Genomic DNA, 20302 nt, shown 5'->3' on the forward strand with positions numbered 1-20302 from the left:
CCTTTTTCCTGTAAATTATTCCATGCATCCATGAAATATAAATTCTTTTAAATTTCTAATTTACAGGCACTAATAACTTTTGTCCAGGATAAATTAAATTAGGATTTTCTAATTTATTTAATTCTGCAAGCTTTTGATATGTAGTTCCAAACTTTTCTGCAATTTTCCATAACATATCATTAATTTGAACAGTGTAGGTTTTCTCAACAACTGGTTGTGCTGGCTTAGCCGGTTGAATAAGCTCAGCAGGTTGTATCGGTTTAGCTGGTTGAATAAGCTCAGCAGGTTGTACCGGTTTAGCTGGTTGAATAAGTTCAGCTGGTTTTACTGGTTCTACTGATTGTTGTTCTTCAGTTACTGGTTTAGCCACCTCTACTATATAATCAACGGCCTGTGGAGTAATAGATTTAGCTTCTTTTATTGCTTCTATAAGCATATCTCTAATTGGAATGTAAGTATTCACAACATTTTTAGCATTAGTGAAGTCATATCCATCTCCACCTGTTAGCATAAAGTCATTAATAACAACTGTATAATACTTATCCATTTCAAGGGGTGTACCATCTTCAAGGGCTATAGAAGTTATTCTTTCTTCAAACTCCTTATCCTTATCATATTCAACCTTAAGTCCTGAGAATTGTCCATCGCGAACCTTTGGATTTAATATTCCATGATCGATTGCTTTTTTAAGGTCTTTTCCTGGCAGCTCCATAGTCACGAGAGCATTATCAAATGGCATGATTTCATACATATCACCCACTGTGATATTTCCCTCCAATAGACTTCTTCTAAGTCCACCGCCATTTTGAATAGCTACCTGACAGCCTGTTTTCTTTCTCTTCATGTCTGAAACCCATTTGCCTAATAGTGTGACATTTGGCTGACTTGGGTCATGGGCAAACTCAGCAGTGGCTGTTCCAATAACTTCATCTAAAATAGGACTTAAATCTTTATTGTATTTATCATAGGTTTTAGTGGTATTTTCATCGGCTATAAGATCATTTTTAGTCTTATATACGGCATCTACAGAAGCAGTAATATCCTTTACAGTTTTATCTTCATTTAGTTCAATACATATCTTACCAAGGGCACGACCGTATTTATAAGCTTGAACAATTGGCACTTCGTTCACTTCACCAGCTACTGTTTGATGGCTGTGGGCAGATACTATTGCATCTAGACCTTTAACTTTATTAGCCAATTCAACTGCAAGTCCAGTGATTTCTTTTGTTTCTCTATCTTGTTTAGAATCGATATGAGTAAGTGCTATTATAACATCTGGAGTACCTTCTTCAGCTTTTCCTGCCTTTAGATAATCAATCCATGTTTGTGCCGCCTGTACAGGATCTCTAAATTCAAGACCAGTTACATTTTCAGCCTTAGTTAAAGTAACGGTATCAGGATGAGCTAAACCAAGGAAAGCAATCTTAACGCCATCCTTTTCAACTATTAAGTAAGGCTTTGCCCATTTTACTGGTTCACCTGTTTCAGTATCATAGATATTTGCTGCAAGGAAATCAAAGCCACCATCTTCAGCCCATTTTTCCATGCGCTGTACTCCCCAATCAAATTCATGGTTACCAACCGCAGATGCTATTACACCCATGGCCTTCATCATTTCAGATACGGGAGCCCCATATGTAAGGTTTGATAATGCAGAGCCTTGATAGTTGTCTCCGCCGGATACAACTATGGTATTAGGATTTCTTTTCATGGCTTCATTAACGTATGATACCATTTTAGCCATACCAATATTTTTCCCTTTTTCTCTAACATCCTCGGACAGATTACCATGGAAGTCATTAAAAGTAATAATATCAATGGTATTAGCAATTTGATCTTCAACTACTGTTTCAGCAACGGGCTTTGTTGTGGAATCGTTACCACTAGGTGCAGTAGTAGTGGCTTCGTCGGCAAAGACAAATGATGTACCCAGTGTAAATAACATCATTGTAACTATTAGTAGACTTAGAAGTGATTTGCCTTTACAGACTTGTAACAATTTTTTCATATTAGTCCCTCCGTTATTAGATTTTTTATATGAGTGAATCACATGATATAAAGAGTTTAGGTTAAATCTTAATTTGTACATATCGAAATATCCCATGATTCTAAGGGGTTTTGATTTGTATAAGTTAAAGTTTATACCAAAATCCTTATAGAATATAGCTTTGAAGCTTCTAAAGCTACATGCAATTTGCCCACATAATTAATAAATTCTATGTTTTCTAGGAATATCCTTCTGATATTGCTAAATTTTGCTTAAGAAAATAATATGATATTCATTTGAGTAAATTACTGAAAAAAGCACTATGAAAAAGTAAAAAATTGACAAAAATAAAAGTAATAGATACAATGAACTTAAACAATGACTATTTTAGGGGGGGTAATTATTAATAGTATAAGAAAAGATTCATTTTTCATAAATAAAATGACTGCTTTAAAGGAATCAAATAAGGACTATTCTACATATACAGTTTTACCTGAATATGGAGAAGGAACAATAACGACTTTCAATATAATAAATGGACTCAAGTTAACTTTTAATAATTTAGTTCTTCAAGATAAAATTACCAATTACTATTCTGACCATAGAATATATTCACAAGATTTTCTTAAAATAGATTATTGCTTGAAGGGAAAGCTCTTGACCAGTAATCAAGAAGACAAAGTATTTCTAGGGAGCAAGGGAACATCTATGTATTATGAGGGTACTGGAAATGTCAAGATAATGGAGCCCTATGATAAACAATATGAAAGTATTACGATTATGGGATATAGTAATAAAATAATGGAATCCTTTGAAGAAATATTTCAAATAGAAAAGGAAAGGTTTATTAATTTTTATAAATTGATTAATCAAGGTGAAACTGTAATTATCAGATATAATACTAGGGTTAAAAGACTCGTTAATGAGATAAAACAAGCCATTTATGATGATAAAAATGCAATCATTAGAATAAAAACTATTGAGCTATTCCTATATGAGGTCATGAATTTTGAAAAAAATAAAAGAGTTAATATAGAATATTATAATCGCTGCACAATAAATAAAATAATAAATATCCAAGAATATATAATGGATAATTTGGATAAAAAAATTACAATTGATGATATTTGTGAAGGATTCGACATTTCTTCTAAAACATTAAAGGGATGTTTTAAGCAAACATTTCTAAATAGCATATATGCATATATAAAACAATCAAGAATGGAAAAAGGAAGGGAATTATTAATAAATACCGATAGAAGCATTCTTGAAATAGCTTTGAATTGTGGATATAGTAATAATCAAAATTTCACAAAAGCATTTAAACAGCATTACAATATCACTCCAAGGGATGCCAGAAATTTATATTGAGGCATATTCCAAAAATAAACTAATAATCTTATCCGCCAATTTAATTCTTTTCCCTATTGTTTTAAACAAGAACCTCTGTATGTTTATATATCCTGCGTACCCATGGTTTTAGCACCCCTTAAGCTTCATATTCTTAAGCATTCTTCAATCTTGTTAACCTTTACAGCAATCTGAAATCACTTTGTAATCTGACTTACTTATCCCTTTAATATGTCTAAATATTAGAAATTAATATCTGATTGGAACATTGATTACTCTGATTGAATAAGCGGGAGAGTTTTTTTTGAATTATAATTGATAATGATAATTAATATCTATGCGGGGAATTGCATAACTCTTACTTGGCTAAATTGCATAATATATGATGGTTTTTATAGAAAGTAATTATGCAATTTGCTCAATTACTTTGATTGATAGAAGGGGGAAAAATAATGAAGGTAGAAATATTAAATCTGTATAGTAATGAAAGTGAAAAGGGCTCTGGCCTTAAAAATCATCATGGGCAAAGTTTCTTAATTTCCATAGGAAAGGAACGAATTTTATTTGATACTGGCCAAAAGAGTAATATATTGTTTCATAATATGAATAAGCTCAATATTTCTCCAAATCACATAACAAAAATGGTTTTATCCCATGGTCATGTGGATCATACTGGGGCACTACCTGATTTTCTTGATAAAAGGACGAAAAAAGGAAGTCTGCCCCTATTTGCCCATCCCGATTTCTCGGAAGACAAAATTTTTAAAATGTTATTTATGAAAATGCCCTTAGGGTGTCCTAAATTGACACAAAGTCAACGAAAAAAACTAGATTTTCAATTAAGTAAACAGCAACAGCAAATTGCTCCATATCTAAAAACCACTGGAGAAATTACTGAAAGAAATGAACTTGATGGGCTGGAATCCCGTGCATTGCATTGGGAAAATAATAATTTAGTCGTTGATCCGATTTTAGATGATTTAACTTTAGTATTGAGTGCTAAGGACGGTGAAGTTATTATTGCAGGGTGTGCCCATAGTGGTATTTTAAATATTTGTAATCATGTAAAAAAATCTACGGGAAGAAGGATAAAGGCAATTATCGGTGGGACCCACATGGTTTCTTATACACACCAACAAGTTATGCATGTAGGAGATATATTAGAGAATACATATGACCTTCCTGATTTATATCTTAACCATTGTACAGATAAAATGCCTGCGCCATTCACTAAGAAAACCAAAACAATTGATATTCTTAAGAAACGATTTGGTGAAGAAAAAGTAAAGAAATGTAATGTAGGAACAAAAATAACCTTTGAGTGTGTTTAATATCTTATGGAGACAGGATGTTTTAGATTGTTTTGTGAGCGATACAGGGAAGGAAGATAGTTAGAATAATGGAAATAATTAAGATGGAATCAAATGCTGCCATATGCTATCTTATACCATAAATTTGAAGAAGGGAAGAAAAAATATATTATGCAAGACAATAGAAAAGAATTACTGGAAATGAGCATGGGCAAGCTTTTTATGAAGCTCGCTATACCATCCATGATAGGTATGATGGTAATAGGACTTTATAATATGGTGGATGCCATATTTGTAGGAAGGTTTGTATCTGCTGAAGGTGTTGGTGCTATAGTTGTGGCATATAACATAATAGCCTTGAATTTCGCTGTTGCAATGCTCCTTGCTACGGGAGCAATGTCAGCTTTATCAAGGGCTATAGGCGAAAAAGATGAAGAAACTACCAATAAACTATTTGGAAATGTATTGATATGTACTTCTGTATTATCCATTCTATTGACCATATTAGTTTATAACTTTGCCGGTCCAATGCTTCATTTTCTTGGGGCAAAGGAAGAAATATTAGCTTTAGGGACAAGATATTTAAAAATAATATGCTTAGGCTTTATATTCTCATCCCTAGGGCCTGCCTTGAATTTTTTAATTCGTGGTGAAGGAAAAATGAAGTCTGCAATGAAAATTATGATTCTAGGTATGGTTATAAACATCATCCTAGATCCAATTCTCATAAAGACATTTGGAATGGGAATAGAAGGAGCTGCATTAGCCACGATTATTGCACAAATGTTTGTTTTAATAGGAGATATTATATATTTTAAGTCAGATAAAAGCGTTATAAAAATATCAAAGGAAAGCTTTAAAGTTTCATTTGATATCATGCCAAAGATATTGAGCGTCGGAATATCGGGGATGGTTATGCAAATCATGCCTGCAATTCAGATGTCTTTAATGTTTAAGATATTATCTTCCTATGGAAACAATAGTATTGTATTGATGAGTGTTTCTTACAGGGTTATGACATTTGCTTTTGTATCCCTATGGGGGATAGCACAAGGGGTACAACCGATTATGGGAGCTAATTATGGTGCCAACCAACTTGAACGTGTGAAAAGGGCTTGTTTATCATTTACAAGAATATCTACAGTTATTGCGGGAGTTCTATGGATTAGTTTTATGATATTTCCTAAGGCAATACTAGGCTGGTTTATAACAGACGAATCCTTAGTTAGATTGGGCATAGGGCATTTTAGAATATTTCTTAGTATATTCTTACTTTATGGTTTTATGGCAATGATTATCGGATTCTTTCAAGCCATTGGAAAAGGAGGTAAGGCCGCCCTATTAGTTGGAGGAAGACAAATACTATTCTTCATTCCAATCATATTACTTTTACCCCATTTCATAGGGGAGACAGGAGCTTGGCTGGCCATGCCATTGGGAGATTTACTTACTATTATATTAAGTATATTTTTCATTATAAGAGAGTTTGCAGATATAAACAAAGAAATAGAAGTAGAGAAAAGGGTTTAATAAAAAACGCTTACTTTTAGTAGGCGTTTTAGATTGCTGAGAAATCTGAAGTTCGAGGCATTCTGAAATCAAGGGGCCACAGCGTATATACATACGTAAGGGTTCTTGGCTTCGGTAGCAACGAAGAAATAGATGACTATATGTAGTTGACAAAGGAATCATAAAATATTATCATATAAAGTGGTAAGTACCAGTTCGGTTTAGAATATTTTACAATAGCAAAGTGTCAAACAAATGGTACGTACGACATTATATCATAATGTTATGTTGATTTCACTGTTTTAGAAAAGGAGTGATTTATACATGAACTCGATTTTGGATACCAGGAGTCATACCTGAAAAAACACAAAAATTGATTCCCCGGCAGTTGCTGTAGGTACTGCCAACGGGATATACAAGTTTGAACCTAAGTTAGATTTTAATATATTATCAGAAATAAGGCAAAAAGTAAGTATTCCATTGGTTTTTCACGGAGCCTCGGGGGGGACCAGGTAAAAGCGTAAAACTATAATAAATTTTTTAGATTAGGGATGATTAAATGATATATTTAGGTGTAGATGGTGGGGGAACAAAAACTGCTTTTATCCTTATAAATCAATCGGGAGAAATACTTGGATATACAGTCAAGGGGACTTGCCATTACAAGCAAGTAGGAATAAAAGGTTTTTCTACAATACTGAAAGAAGGAATTCAACAAGTCTGTGATAAAAGTAAAATAGATATTAAGGATATTACATTTTCCTTTTTAGGGCTGCCGGGATATGGAGAAATAATTGAAGCTGCAGAGAATATGGAAAAGGAAATAAAGTTGATCCTACAATCAGAAAACTTTAAATGTGGAAACGATGTAGAGGTAGGATGGGCAGGATCTTTGGCATGTAAACCAGGTATAAATATAGTTGCTGGAACAGGAGCAATAGGTGTTGGGGTTGATAAACATGGGAAAAGTGTTAGAGCTAGTGGCTGGGGCCATGTTTGTGGTGACGAAGGTTCTGCATACTGGCTAGGTAAGAAAGCTATTGAAATATTTGGAAAAGAATCAGATGGAAGATTGGAGAAAACACCTATTTATGAAATTATGCGTAGGGAGTTAAAAATAGAAAGGGATTTTGATTTAATATCGATAGTATTAGAACAGTACAAAATGGATAGAGGGAAAATAGCAGGGTTTGCCAAGATTCTTTTTAAGGCTGCTGAAAATGGAGATGAACATGCAATAGGCATATTTGAAGAAGCTGCCTATGAGCAAGGGCTAACCGTAGGGGCAATAATCAATCAATTAGATTTTTCAGAGGAAGATGAAGTCCTTGTGTCTTATTCTGGGGGTGTATTTAGGGCCAAGGAATTTATTCTTCAGCCCTTTAAGAAATATATTTTAGGTCTTCATAAAAATATAAGGATAGTTAACCCTTTATTACAGCCTATAACAGGAGCGGCTTTATATGCCCTTAAGTTAGGAACAGAGGAGTTTAATGAAGGGGTTATTAGTAGACTTATAGGGGAAGAGAAATTTAAAATATAGTAACTCAAAACCGCCTACAAAAGGCGGTTTTAGGTTGCCTAAAAACCCGAATTTCTTCGTTGTTGCTTCACCCAAGAACCCTTACGTATGTCTGTATACGCTACGGCTTCTCGGTTTCAGCACGCCTCGAACTTCGAATTGTTAGGCAGCCTGACATCTTGTTGACTTTGTCAACAATCTGAAACCGCCTATAAAAGGCGGTTTTTAAAAAAGTTTGGTTAATTAAACTGGTTAGGATTGACAAAATAGTTAACTAGGTGTACTATAGAAAAAAGGAACGAATATTACCATGATTTGATTAACATGTTTATGGTTGCGGAGGTTAATAATGGTGAATGGCTCAATGAAAAAATATAGTAAGACAATAGAATTTTTATTAAGAGTTAATAATAAACTTAACCTGATCTCAAAGGAGCCAAGGGATTTTGGTACTGGAGACTTCTTGTATTCTACAGAAATCCATACAATAGTTGCTATTAGCAAAACTCCAGGAACTAATCTAACTCAACTAGCTGAAACCCTAGGAGTTTCTAAAAGTGCTGCATCTAAGTTTATAAAAAAACTTATAGCAAAACATTATATTATAAAAAGTAGGCCCGTTGATAATCAAAGAGAAGTAATCTTTAATCTTACGGATAAAGGTAAGATTGCTTTTCAAGGACATGAAAGGTTTTCCAGTGAAACATTCAAAAGAGTGTATAGCATTTTAGAAGATAGTAAAGAAAGGGAAATAGTAACAATCGAGAATTTTTTAGAAAAGCTAAACGAGGAATTGGCTCAAATAATTGAAAAAATCTAAAAAAATTTTAAGGAACAATTAACCAGGTTAACAATTATGAGGGTAAAACTATATATAGAGAGTTCCAAGTAAATCTTAATTTATACATGTACAAATACTCAGTGTTTCTGGGAGTTTTGGACATGTATAAATTGAAATACGGGAATCTTTATATCGAATTTTAAATGAGAATGAATATCTTTATCAAATTTGAAGAGGTATTGTAATTTCCATAAATCTATTATATGAGGAGAGGTACATATGAATGAAAAAACTAGAATCATGAGTGAGGAAAGTATTCCAACAGCATTATTGAAATTTGGTATACCTGCAATTATTGGATTCCTTATAACTGCGGTATATAATTTTGTAGATGCCATATTTGTTGGAGGTCTGGGAACAAGTGCAATGGGGGCATTGGCTGTAGCGTTTCCCATATCAATGATTAGTATAGGAATTGGATTGATTTTGGGAAGCGGATCAGCATCTTATATTTCGAGACTATTGGGAGAAGGAGAAATAAAACAGGCCAACATAGCATCCTCAATTGCATTTTGGGGAAGTTTGATTCTGGGAGTAATTGCGATAATTCCAACTTTAATTTTTTTAGAATCCGTATTGAGTTTTTTTGGAGCAACAGAAACTATACTACCCTTCGCCAAGGCTTATATGTATATTTTTATTCCAGGGTCTATATTTAATATTATAAATATAGCTTTGAACCATTTAGCTAGAGCCGAGGGTGCAGCTAAAATAAGTATGAATACATTGTTAATAGGTGCTATCCTAAACATAATATTAGATCCAATTTTCATATATATCTTTGATCTTGGAATAAGGGGAGCTGCAATTGCAACGGTAATATCACAAATTGTATCCACAATTTTATTACTTAGATTTTTTTATAGTGTGAAAAGTAGTATTAAAATATCCATAGGATATTTTACTTTATCTAGAAAGGTTATATTTGAAATAATTAAAATAGGAATTCCTAATCTTGTTACACAGATATTGTCAGGGGTATCAATGGGGCTAATAAATTCAGCAGCTTTTCCCTATGGAGATGCGGCAGTGGCTGCCATGGGAATTGTCAACAGAATATTCGCCATAGGAAGCTACATTGTTTTAGGATTTTCAAAGGGTTTCCAGCCCATTGCGGGATATAATTACGGAGCAAAAAAATATGATCGTTTAAAAAAATCGATTAATGTTTCACTGAAATGGACGACTTATTTTTGTTTCATCTTAGCAATAATTGAAATCATATTTGCAAGTCAAATAGTATCAATATTTACTAATGAATCTAGGGTTCTTGAAATAGGGGTTCAGGCTTTAAAGGCCTATAGCATAGTGTTTCCGATTTTTGGATTTGGGACGATTTATATGAGTTTATTTTTAGCATTAGGAAAGGGAAGAGAAGGTCTAATACTAAGTCTAGGAAGGCAAGGCATATTTTTAATACCTACTGTGCTTATTTTACCACAAATAATTGGACTAAAGGGCGTTGTTCTTTCTCAACCAATTGCCGATATGTTGACAGTGATATTGACATTATTCTTTAGTGTTAAGTTAAAAAAAGAATTGGATTCACTGGTGATAAAAAGTAGAATAGGAATAATTCATTAAAAGTTCTGGGATAAATTAATTATTTAAAAGATTTACTAAGGCATCTTCCTTTAAAATAGTAATAGTTCGATTCTGCATATGAATAGTTTTTTGATTGCAAAGTATTTTTAATTCTCTAAATAAGGATGGGCGGGACACATTTAGATGTTCGGCCCATGCTTTTTTTGAATAGGGTAAGGTAATAACATTATCTTGTGTATATTCCTCCATAAGATTTAGTAATGAAAATGCAATTTTTTGTTGAATAGATGAGTAAGACAATAATTCAGTTTTTAAATTCAGTAAAAGTACTCTATTTGCAAAAGAACTCAGAAAATTATCTAATATCATAGAATTACTAGATATCATACATAATATGTTTTGCTTAGAAATAAGAAAAATTGTGCTTTTAGTTTTTGAGAATATATTGCAGGGATATGTTCCTGTTTTTGAAAAAACAGAACCTTCTCCGAATAAGTCTCCCTTCTTCTTATTAAGAATACTTATGGTTTTGCCTGAAGCTAAGTTTTTCTGTACTTCAATACAGCCCTCTAAAATAATACCAATGCATTTAGTGGGATGATCAATTCCGAAAATCAAATCTCCTTTTTCATAATACTTAATTTCATATTCAACTAAGGATAAAGCATGGTCAATTTCACTTTGATTTATGTTTTTGAAAAGAACTGAGGTATAAAGTGATTTTAAAAGATATTTCATATTACCCTCCAAATTTCTAAAAAGAGTATCTCTAGATACTTCAAATATTGATTAATCAATTATACTATAATGATAATAAAATGTAAATGATATGGATTATCATTATCTGTGGAGGTTGTTATGTACAGCATTGGAATTGATATAGGCTATTCTACATTGAAATGTATAGTTATAAGTGACCAAAGGAAACAAGTATTTGATAGTTGTTTATTCCATCATGGTAATGTAAAAGGATTATTAAAGCAAGTGCTAAGGGATATACAAAGTAAGTTTGATATAAAGGAATCCTATATAGGCTTTACGGGAGAACATGGTAAGTTATTTGAAAAATATCATATTAATGATATTTCAGCGTTGATTGAAGGGGTTATTTATACCGACGAAAATATTAAATCTATCATGGAAATAGGGGCTCAGAGTTCTAGGTTTATAACAGGTTTTTCAAAGGATTCTAGGGCAAATATAAAATTTTCCATGAATTCAAGTTGTTCAGCTGGTACAGGTTCTTTTTTAGAAGAACAGGTATCACGATTAGGCATAGAGCTTGATGAATATTCAAGCTATATAAGAAGGGCTACAAAAATACCTAGAATTGCAGGACGGTGTAGTGTGTTTTCTAAGACAGACATGATCCACCATCAGCAGGAGGGCGTAAAAACTGAAGATATATTACTTGGGTTGTCCTATGCCCTTGCTAGAAACTATAAAGCTAATGTAGTTCAGCATATCAAGGTGGAAAAGCCAGTAATGTTTGTGGGTGGAGTAGGACATAATGAAGGTGTAATAAAGGCATTAAAGGATATCCTTCAATTTTCTAATGAGGATATGATCGTTTCCAGTGTCTGTTCCAATATGGGAGCTTTAGGTGCGGCTTTATTGGGCAGTGACAACAGTATGATATGTACTTTGGAAGAACTAATTAATGGGATAAAGGAAATAGAAGGAATAAATGAAGATGGGCTGGTTTATGAACCCCTTAAAAAATATGGAGATAAGGATAGTTTAGATAAACATATGTGTAAAATTCCTGTGGAGGATATTGTCCCAGGCTATATTGGAATAGATGTGGGTTCTACCAGTACAAATGTTGTACTAATCGATGGTAATAGGAATGTTTTATCCTATAGATATTTGAGAACCAAGGGGAATCCTAAAAAAGCTGTGAAGCTTGGTATGGAATCCATACAAGATGAGTTTCATGGGAGGCTAAGGATAAGAGGCATAGGAACAACCGGTTCAGGTAGAAATATGATTGGTAAGAAAATAGGTGCAGACCTTATCATAAATGAGATTACTGCACAGGCAAAGGGTGCTGTAGAGCTAGATGAAGATGTGGATACCATTTTTGAAATAGGAGGTCAAGATTCAAAATATATAAGCATAAAAGATGGCAGGGTTGTTGATTTCGAGATGAATAAAATTTGTGCTGCTGGTACAGGCTCATTTATCGAAGAACAAGCTAAGAAGCTAGGAATACCTATAGAGGAATATGAGAAAGTTGCATTACAGGGAAATAAGCCCCTAAATTTAGGAGATAGATGTACAGTTTTCATAGAAGGGAATATCTCAAAGGCCATATCCCAAGGAAGAAGCAAAGTAGATATCACAGCCGGGCTTAGTTATTCCATTGTCAATAATTATTTAAACCGAGTAGTTGGTAATAAGCCCATAGGAAATAAAATTTTTCTCCAGGGAGGAATAGCCCATAATCAAGCTGTGGTTAATGGTTTTAGGGCAGTACTTGGCAAGGAAATTGTAGTTCCCCCATTTTTTAGTGTCACAGGGGCCTATGGTGCTGCATTATTAACCAAAGAAGAGGTTGAAAAGGGTGAAAATGAAAGATCAATATACAATGAAACAGAAGATATTGAAGGTGAAATTGAGAAACTGTTTTTAAAAGGGTATACTGGGGAAATTCATGGGGATAAACCTACTATTGGCATTCCCAGAGTTCTATTTATCCACAAATTATTTCCCCTATTCAATGTGTTCTTCAAGGAGCTAGACTTTAATGTTGTATTATCTGAAGTAACTAATGAAGATATTGTTGCCCTTAGTCAAGGGTATTCACTGGATGAGACGTGCTATCCCATAAAGCTTATCAATGGCCATGTTGCCACGCTAATTAATAAAGGTGTAGATTATGTATTTTTACCAAGTTTGTATACTATGAAGCACGAAATATCCAATACCAGAGAAGATTATGCCTGCGTATATATGCAAACTGCTCCTCAAATTGTGTCACAGGTAATGGATTTGAGGGGCAAGGGCATCAAGCTTCTATCTCCAGCCCTTTCCTTTAAGTTTGGTAAGAAATACATGATGAAGACCCTTATGGAATTGGGAAAAGAACTTGGTAAAAATAGTGGGCAAACCACATTAGCCATAGCAAAGGGAATGAAAAGATTTAAACAATTTCAAGATGAAGTTGAGAATTTAGGAAAAGAGGTTATTGATAATCTAAAGGAAGATGAAAAGGCCTTTGTAATAATTACTAGAACCTACGGAATAGCAGATAAAGGGCTCAATATGGGAATTCCACGAAGGCTAAGGGAGATGGGCTATAAAGTCCTTACGTTATCCAATCTTCCTGCCCACAGTTATGATTTATCTGGGGAGTATCCTAATATGTATTGGCCCTTTGGACAGCATATCCTATCCGGGGCGAGAATTGTAAAAGAGAGCAAGAATCTTTATGCCATATATCTTACAAACCATGGATGTGGGCCGGATACAATTTTAAGTCACTATTTTAAGGAAGAAATGAAGGATAAGCCATATCTTCATTTAGAGGTCGATGAACATGCATCAAATGTTGGGGTAATGACACGAATTGAAGCCTTTGTAGATAGCTTAAAGGACAATAGGGTTAATGGTGAAAGGGATAGGGCGTGTAGCAATATAAGAGATACTAGGGAAATATGCGAAAGAAGTATATATATACCCTATTTATATCCCTACAGTAATTTACTACAGAGTTTGTTTAGAAAAAGAGACATTGATGCAAAAATCCTGCTGCCCACTGATGAAGAATCCTTGGAGATTGGGAAAAGATACTCCACGACAAAGGAGTATGTATCCCTAACGGCTTTATTAGGGGATGTATTTTCACAGATAGAAGGAATGAAAAGGAAAAATACAAGTATATGGGTTCCTAAAACCGAAGGGAGTGAGGCCTTTGGTCAATATAGTAGACTATTAAAGCAAAAGATCAAACTTGCTGGACATGAAAATATAACGGTGGAATCACCATTTATAGAGGATTTGTTGGGGGATGAAGAATATGGCTTGGATTTTGGATTGATATTAGTTGCAGGAGACCTTATTATGGCTTCCGATAAAGAGCATAGAAATGACTATTTAAAAGAAATATTAAATAGTATTGAAGCTGGAACATTTAACGAGGAGGTACTTCTTAAAATATCTAAGCATATCTACAATCAATTATCAAGGAAGAGCTATGGGAAATTCATATATGCCCTAGGAGAATTGAGTATAGTATTTAACCCTCTCCTTAATAACCATCAACTTGAAAAACTTGAGCTTAAAAATAAGGTCTATTATGTTCCTATTTCTGAGATGATGTTTTTTAGATGGACAGATTATTTAAAAAAGGAAAAAAGTAACCATAAATTATTGAAAGATAATTTGACAAATATGAAGAAGGTAATGAACCGTATTTCAGAAGAATTACAGGAATATAGTCCATTTGATAAGGACTTGGATGAAATGATAAAAATAGCTGATTCCAAATTGCCATTATATTGTGGCGGAAATGGGAGATATAGGATGATTAAACAGTTTAGATGCCCAGCCACAATAAATGGAGCTTTGATTTTGAATTCCATGTATGAAAATACTGGAACCATATTAAAGCTTTTAAAGGATAAGTATCAAAAAGAATTTAATTATCCCGTCATGGAATTATCCTTTGATGGTAGTAAACATAGTGGAAATGATGAAAAAATTCAAAATTTCATTTATTATATCTAAAAAATTACGAGGAGGATCTAAAATGCAAGAAAAATATTTAAAGAATGTACCATTTGAAGAGGTTTTAAAATTAAAGGATTTAATAGACTATTCAGAGGGTAGGGTGAGTAGTAAGACCCTTGTACAAAGAAGTGATCTCAGTATAACATTATTTGCCTTTGATAAAGGTGAGGGATTGAGTACACATTCTGCACCGGGGGATGCAATGGTATATATAATTGAAGGAAGTGTTGAAATAAAGATTGGGGAGGATACAAAGGTCGTATTATCAGAGGGAAACACAACGGTTATGCCTGCAAATATTCCCCATGCCCTAGAGGCAATAGAAAAATTTAAAATGATGCTTATTGTGGTAAAGCCTGAGAAAAAAAATAAATAGTACATGGGGGATTTTATTTATGGAAGAAAAATATATCAAAAATATAGATTTTAAAAAAATATTTAATTTTAAAGATTTGATTGGATATGTGGAAGGAGGCGTTGAAAGTCGTACCCTTGTTCAAAGAGAGGATTTTAGTTTAACCCTGTTTGCCTTTGATAAGGGTGAAGGCATAAGTGCCTATTCAATGCCAGGGGATACCATGATATATGTATATGAGGGAAAAGCCGAGGTGGTTATTGATGAAAAAACAAAATCCATGGTTAAAGCAGGAGAAACCATAGTGGTTACTTCCAATGTACTTCACAGTCTTGATGCAGTGGAAAAATCAAAAATAATGATCATTATAGTAAAAACACAAAAATAGTGGAGAATGGGAGGAAGATCATGAGACGAAGAGTGGCATTTATTTTGATTCTAGCTTTGAGTATTACATTGTTTTTTGGATGTGATAAATCAGAAAATACCGTGGGTAAAGATTTATCAGAGAAAAAGGACATAGAACAATCATCAGAAATTCCAGACAAAGAAATAACCATTGTTATGGGTGGACCCAAGGCACCTCCAACATTTCCACTACTTAGGATGATGGAAACAAATGCCCTTGGAGAAAATGTAAAAATTGATTTCAAGGTGTGGAATAGTGTTGAGGAATTATTGGCTACAGCTACGGGTTCAGAATATGGATTTTTAGCTATACCAGTTAATGTGTCAGCCAAGCTATACAATAAGGGCGTTGATATAAAACTTACAAACGTAAACACCTGGGGTGTTATGTACCTATCCACTAGTGATCCAGAGTGCAATGAATGGGAAGATTTGAAGGGTAAGAAATTGTATGTACCATTTAAAAGCGCTCCGCCAGATATAGTTACACAACATTTCTTAAAGCAATATGGATTAAAGGTAGGAGAAGATATTGAGATAGCATATTCAACACCAGCGGAAATTGCACAGCTAATGAAGGCAGGAGAGATTGAGTATGCAATGAATATTGAACCATTTATAACTGCGAGTAAGATGGGAAATGAAAATGTAAGAGTGATCTTTGATTATATGAAGGAATGGAAGAAATTAGAGGGAGAAGAGTATGATATACCAAATGCAGGTATAGCCACAAATAACAAGTTCCTAAAGGACAATAAAGAGTTGGTAGCCTTATTTGAAAAAGAATATGAAAAGGCCCTTGCATGGACGTTGGAAAATCCTAAGGAGGCATCACAATTAGTAGAAAAACATCTTGGACTGAAGGGGGCTTTGATACAAGAATCCATGTCAACCCTAGGGCTTAATTATAAACTAGCTGGTGATGCTAAGAAGGATTTAGAAAAATATTATGAAACCCTATTAAATTTTAATGCAGATAGTATCGGGGGGAAAACTCCAGATGAAAACTATTATTACGAAGAAAAATAGGGACATACTTAAAACTCTAATTGTAATATTGATTATTTGGGGAGGATTATCGATGGTCTACTCCCCCATAATCCTTCCAGGCCCTATTTTAACATTAAAATCCACAGGGGATGTTTTAATGGATGCTGGTTTTTTTAGGGATGTGTTCATTACTCTCAAAAGACTATTTATAGGGCTATCAGGGGCCATTTTATTAGGAGGAATTTTAGGACTTTTAATAGGTGCCAATAAAAGGATTAGTAATCTATTTGAGCCCATATTTCATATTATACAAGCCACACCCCCCATATCATGGTTAGCACTTGCCATGATATGGTTTGGACTAGATGGAGAGGCCACTGTATTTATTGTGTTTATCGCTAGTATACCTATACTCATAATTAATATTGTAGAAGGATTTGAAAACATTGATCCTAAACTAATTGAAATGGGCAATATTTTTGGGTTTTCAAAAAAACAAGTGCTTTTTGAAATTACACTTCCATCATTAAAATCCTATTTGAAATCTGGAATTACAATAGCAGTTGGATTAGGATGGAAATTGGTAATTATGGGAGAAGTCTTGAGTTCAAGTACTGGAATTGGAGCCCAAATAACTAATTCAAGATTAAATATTGAGACTGGTAAGGTGCTGGCTTGGACAATTATTGTTATTGTGTTAGGATATTTTTCTCAAAAATTGATAGATATAGTATTTGATTTTAGGAGTAAAGGGGAAAACTATGATTTTGCAAATGAACAAAATAGAAAAAGTATTTGGCGATTATGTAGTATTAAAAGATTTTTCCCTAGATATTAATGATAAAGAGATAGTATGTATAATCGGGCCATCTGGATGTGGAAAATCTACAATGCTTAATATTATATCGGGACTTATTCAGCCTTCTAAGGGAGATTTTTTAAATAAAAGTGAAAGAATCAGTTATGTATTTCAAGAGGATCGATTACTTCCATGGAAGACAGTGTATGAAAATATTCTTGCTGTGAATAAGAAAGCTTCAAGGGAACAAATGAAAATATTAATAGACAAGGTGGGACTCAAAGGATTTGAAAACTATCATCCATCACAATTAAGTGGTGGAATGAGGCAAAGATGTTCCATTGCAAGGGCATTTAATTATGAAGCAAAGTTATTGCTTATGGATGAACCCTTTAAATCCCTTGATTACAATCTGAGATTTGCCATGATTAACCACCTATTAAATCTTTGGGAGATAAAGCAAAATTCAATAATCTTTGTTACCCATGAAATCGACGAAGCTCTTCTACTTGGGGATAGAATACTGGTGTTATCCCATACACCCACAAAGGTAATAAAGGAATTTGAGATAAAAGCTTTAAAAAGAGAACGAAGCTTAGAGAATGAAATGTTAATTAAAATAAGAAATGAAATAATTAGTTGTCTTGTGAAATAGAATATTAGGGGCAGACTTCATGAATTGATGTAAAATTTGTGAGGTTTGCCCTTATTCTTTTGTTACAAAAAAGTCAAAAAAAAATAATATTCGACAACAAAAAATGACAAATTTATACATGGGGAATAAGTATAATATAACTCGGGCAAAAATTGTAACTTGGTGTCGAGGGGTGGGAAAAAAATGATAACAGTAGAAAAATAAAATCATTCCATAGCATGTTTATGAAAGCTGAATTATCACTAAGTTTTATTTAGAATCACAAAAAATTTTAAGGGAGGAAATAATTTTATGAAATTAAATAGCAAGATATTAACCACGATTTCTTTAATAATGGTTTTTTTGCTTCCCATTAATTGTCTTGCATATAATGAAGAAGCTCAAAAAATAAAAATAGGTAATGAAAATGAAGTGAAGCTTATTGAGGAATTAAAAGAAAAATTTAAAATACAACCTAAATATGAGGAAATATTAGAAGAACTTGTTAATAAAGGATATAAAGACAAGGATGTCTTGGTGGTTTATGAATTTTTATTTCATAACTACGGGACCCTAGATGAGGTTGAAAAGATATTGCAATTAGCTAAAAACAAAAACTTGGAAGAAGTATTGAAAGAATATATACAAAATACAGAAAGCAACAGTATTCAACCGGATATTTCATTTGATGAAATAAAGGATATAATCGAAAATACAGAACTAACCTTTGAAGATATTGTAATAGCAGGCGAAGTTACATACAGCATAAATAAATTGCTAGATTTCAATTGTTACTACAATGAAAAAACAAAAGTGGACAATAACTTAGAACTCCATAAAGACTTACAGGAGAGTGCAGCTAAGGAAGAAGTCGATGAAGAGTTACAGAAAGAAGGTTCTGATTTAAAAGAAGCAGTTGATAGGGAAAATGAATTAATAGAAAATGATTCTTCAGAAGAAACGGTTAAAGAAAAAAATGAGGAATTACAACACAATATTAACCTAGAGGAAACAATTGATAAAACAAATAAAGAAGAAACAATATCCACCACAAATGATATTGAAGAAAGTACTATAGAAGAGAATAAAGAAGAGTTGCCAGAGGAAAAGGTGATTCCTGAAAATAAAGAATCAGTAAAAGAAGTTAATGAATCTAAAAGCTTAGCAGATGATAAAGGTATAAAAATAGTAGATGAAGAAAACGAAAAAAACAATCCTGATGGAATTATCACAGAATCGGAAGACGAATTCGTAGACGAGAATAAAGATAATGAAAAAACTTTAGAAGAAAAAGATAATAAGCCAAAGGAAGCCATGATATCAGAAGCTGATGATATTGATCAAGGGGTAAAAGAAAAACAAGAGTTTAGTAAAAAAGAGAAAGAAGATGAAGAGCAATCCATAGAAGAGAATAAAGAGGATGAAAAAATCCTAGAAGAAAAAGATAGTAAGCCAGAGGAAGCTAAGATATTAGAATCTAAGGAAAATTCAGAAGAAATTGGAGAAAACGAAGACTTTGAAGTAGATGAAAAACAAGAATCTACAGAAGAGGTACAAGTACAGGAAAAAATAATTGAAAATTTGGCAGAAGAAGAAACTATAGAGAAGGAAGAAACTATAGAGAAAGAAACACCTACACAAGAGAATATAGATGAAGAAGAAACAGAAGAGCCTATAGAAACTAATGAAAATGACGTTTCAGTGGAGGATTCAATAAAAACAGAGGATCAAGCTTTAGAAGAAAAACAGGATTCCCAGGATGAATCAGATAGAGGATCAGAAGAAGATATTATTGAAATTGAAGATGAAGAAGAAAATATTGTGGAGACCATGGAATCCAATGAACCTAAAGAAACAAAACCTTCAAAATTAAGGGATACTATCTCAGAAGATTCAAATGGTGGGGGTTTGAAAACACAGCAAACAGTATTAGAAAAGAAAGAGGAACTTATAACATTGACAAATCCAATAAATAACGAAGATATCCTTAGTGGAGATAAAGATATTTTCCACTATATAATGCAGCTTAGGGAAACAAATTCATGGGAGGATATAAAAATCAAATTTAATATTCTTAGGTTAAATGAAACTCTTGAAAATGCAAATGTTGACGATGATTTGTTTAATGATACATCAATAAAATATGGCTTATCATCCGATGAGACCTATATTGTTATTAGATTTTCACAGGAGATAAATAAAAATGTAGATTATGTAGTCGAAAAATTGATACAAGGATCATCCCTAGATGATATATATATAGAATATCTAATACATAAATATAATAACTAAAAATATATAGATCAATTTAAAGC

General features: G+C 33.1%; 14 protein-coding genes and 3 pseudogenes. 14 read left to right on the plus strand and 3 right to left on the minus strand.

Annotated elements, in window-relative coordinates:
- Positions 1 to 64: 64 nt before the first annotated feature.
- Positions 65 to 196, minus strand: a pseudogene (locus N4A68_19445) (LysM peptidoglycan-binding domain-containing protein).
- Between the two features lie 300 nt (positions 197 to 496).
- Positions 497 to 1948 (minus strand): annotated as a pseudogene (locus tag N4A68_19450) (5'-nucleotidase C-terminal domain-containing protein).
- Between the two features lie 420 nt (positions 1949 to 2368).
- On the opposite strand from N4A68_19450, the gene N4A68_19455 reads away from it, so the two are divergent.
- The 7 genes and pseudogenes from N4A68_19455 (at position 2369) to N4A68_19485 (ending at position 10106) form a co-directional block, all read left to right on the plus strand.
- Complete coding sequence (locus tag N4A68_19455) at positions 2369 to 3361, plus strand: AraC family transcriptional regulator (GenBank protein ID MCT4566477.1); 993 nt, start codon at positions 2369 to 2371, stop codon at positions 3359 to 3361.
- Positions 3362 to 3792: 431 nt separating this feature from the next.
- A complete protein-coding gene (locus N4A68_19460; GenBank protein MCT4566478.1) occupies positions 3793 to 4671 on the plus strand; it encodes an MBL fold metallo-hydrolase in 879 nt (292 codons plus the stop codon).
- A 93-nt stretch (positions 4672 to 4764) separates the two neighbouring features.
- Positions 4765 to 6180, plus strand: coding sequence for an MATE family efflux transporter (locus N4A68_19465; GenBank protein MCT4566479.1), 1416 nt, complete (start codon positions 4765 to 4767; stop codon positions 6178 to 6180).
- A 345-nt stretch (positions 6181 to 6525) separates the two neighbouring features.
- A pseudogene (locus N4A68_19470) lies at positions 6526 to 6660 on the plus strand (class II fructose-bisphosphate aldolase).
- A 58-nt stretch (positions 6661 to 6718) separates the two neighbouring features.
- The gene (locus N4A68_19475; GenBank protein ID MCT4566480.1) at positions 6719 to 7702 is read left to right on the plus strand and encodes an ATPase; all 984 of its coding nucleotides are present in this window, start codon (positions 6719 to 6721) and stop codon (positions 7700 to 7702) included.
- 328 nt (positions 7703 to 8030) lie between these two features.
- Positions 8031 to 8501, plus strand: coding sequence for a MarR family transcriptional regulator (locus tag N4A68_19480; protein MCT4566481.1), 471 nt, complete (start codon positions 8031 to 8033; stop codon positions 8499 to 8501).
- Positions 8502 to 8741: 240 nt separating this feature from the next.
- Entirely contained in the window at positions 8742 to 10106 is a 1365-nt protein-coding gene (locus N4A68_19485) for an MATE family efflux transporter (protein MCT4566482.1), read from the plus strand.
- 15 nt (positions 10107 to 10121) lie between these two features.
- On the opposite strand, the gene N4A68_19490 is transcribed toward N4A68_19485, so the two are convergent.
- Positions 10122 to 10805, minus strand: coding sequence for a Crp/Fnr family transcriptional regulator (locus N4A68_19490; protein ID MCT4566483.1), 684 nt, complete (start codon positions 10803 to 10805; stop codon positions 10122 to 10124).
- Between the two features lie 120 nt (positions 10806 to 10925).
- On the opposite strand from N4A68_19490, the gene N4A68_19495 reads away from it, so the two are divergent.
- From N4A68_19495 to N4A68_19525, 7 genes are all read left to right on the plus strand, one after another.
- Complete coding sequence (locus N4A68_19495; protein MCT4566484.1) at positions 10926 to 14798, plus strand: acyl-CoA dehydratase activase; 3873 nt, start codon at positions 10926 to 10928, stop codon at positions 14796 to 14798.
- A gap of 22 nt (positions 14799 to 14820) precedes the next feature.
- Complete coding sequence (locus N4A68_19500) at positions 14821 to 15177, plus strand: cupin domain-containing protein (protein ID MCT4566485.1); 357 nt, start codon at positions 14821 to 14823, stop codon at positions 15175 to 15177.
- A gap of 19 nt (positions 15178 to 15196) precedes the next feature.
- On the plus strand, positions 15197 to 15544 hold the full coding sequence (locus N4A68_19505) for a cupin domain-containing protein (GenBank protein ID MCT4566486.1): 348 nt from the start codon (positions 15197 to 15199) through the stop codon (positions 15542 to 15544).
- 20 nt (positions 15545 to 15564) lie between these two features.
- A complete protein-coding gene (locus N4A68_19510) occupies positions 15565 to 16593 on the plus strand; it encodes an ABC transporter substrate-binding protein (protein MCT4566487.1) in 1029 nt (342 codons plus the stop codon).
- Positions 16565 to 17392, plus strand: coding sequence for an ABC transporter permease (locus tag N4A68_19515; protein ID MCT4566488.1), 828 nt, complete (start codon positions 16565 to 16567; stop codon positions 17390 to 17392). The genes N4A68_19510 and N4A68_19515 overlap by 29 nt, the downstream gene beginning before the upstream one ends.
- Complete coding sequence (locus tag N4A68_19520) at positions 17316 to 18008, plus strand: ABC transporter ATP-binding protein (GenBank protein ID MCT4566489.1); 693 nt, start codon at positions 17316 to 17318, stop codon at positions 18006 to 18008. Before N4A68_19515 ends, N4A68_19520 begins: the two co-directional genes overlap by 77 nt.
- Positions 18009 to 18299: 291 nt before the next feature.
- Positions 18300 to 20279 carry a hypothetical protein gene (locus tag N4A68_19525; GenBank protein MCT4566490.1) on the plus strand — a complete coding sequence of 660 codons (1980 nt, stop codon included), beginning with the start codon at positions 18300 to 18302 and terminating at the stop codon, positions 20277 to 20279.
- Positions 20280 to 20302: the final 23 nt, after the last annotated feature.

Origin of the sequence: Maledivibacter sp. (genome assembly GCA_025210375.1) — a bacterium.
Lineage (GTDB): Bacteria > Bacillota > Clostridia > Peptostreptococcales > Caminicellaceae > JAOASB01.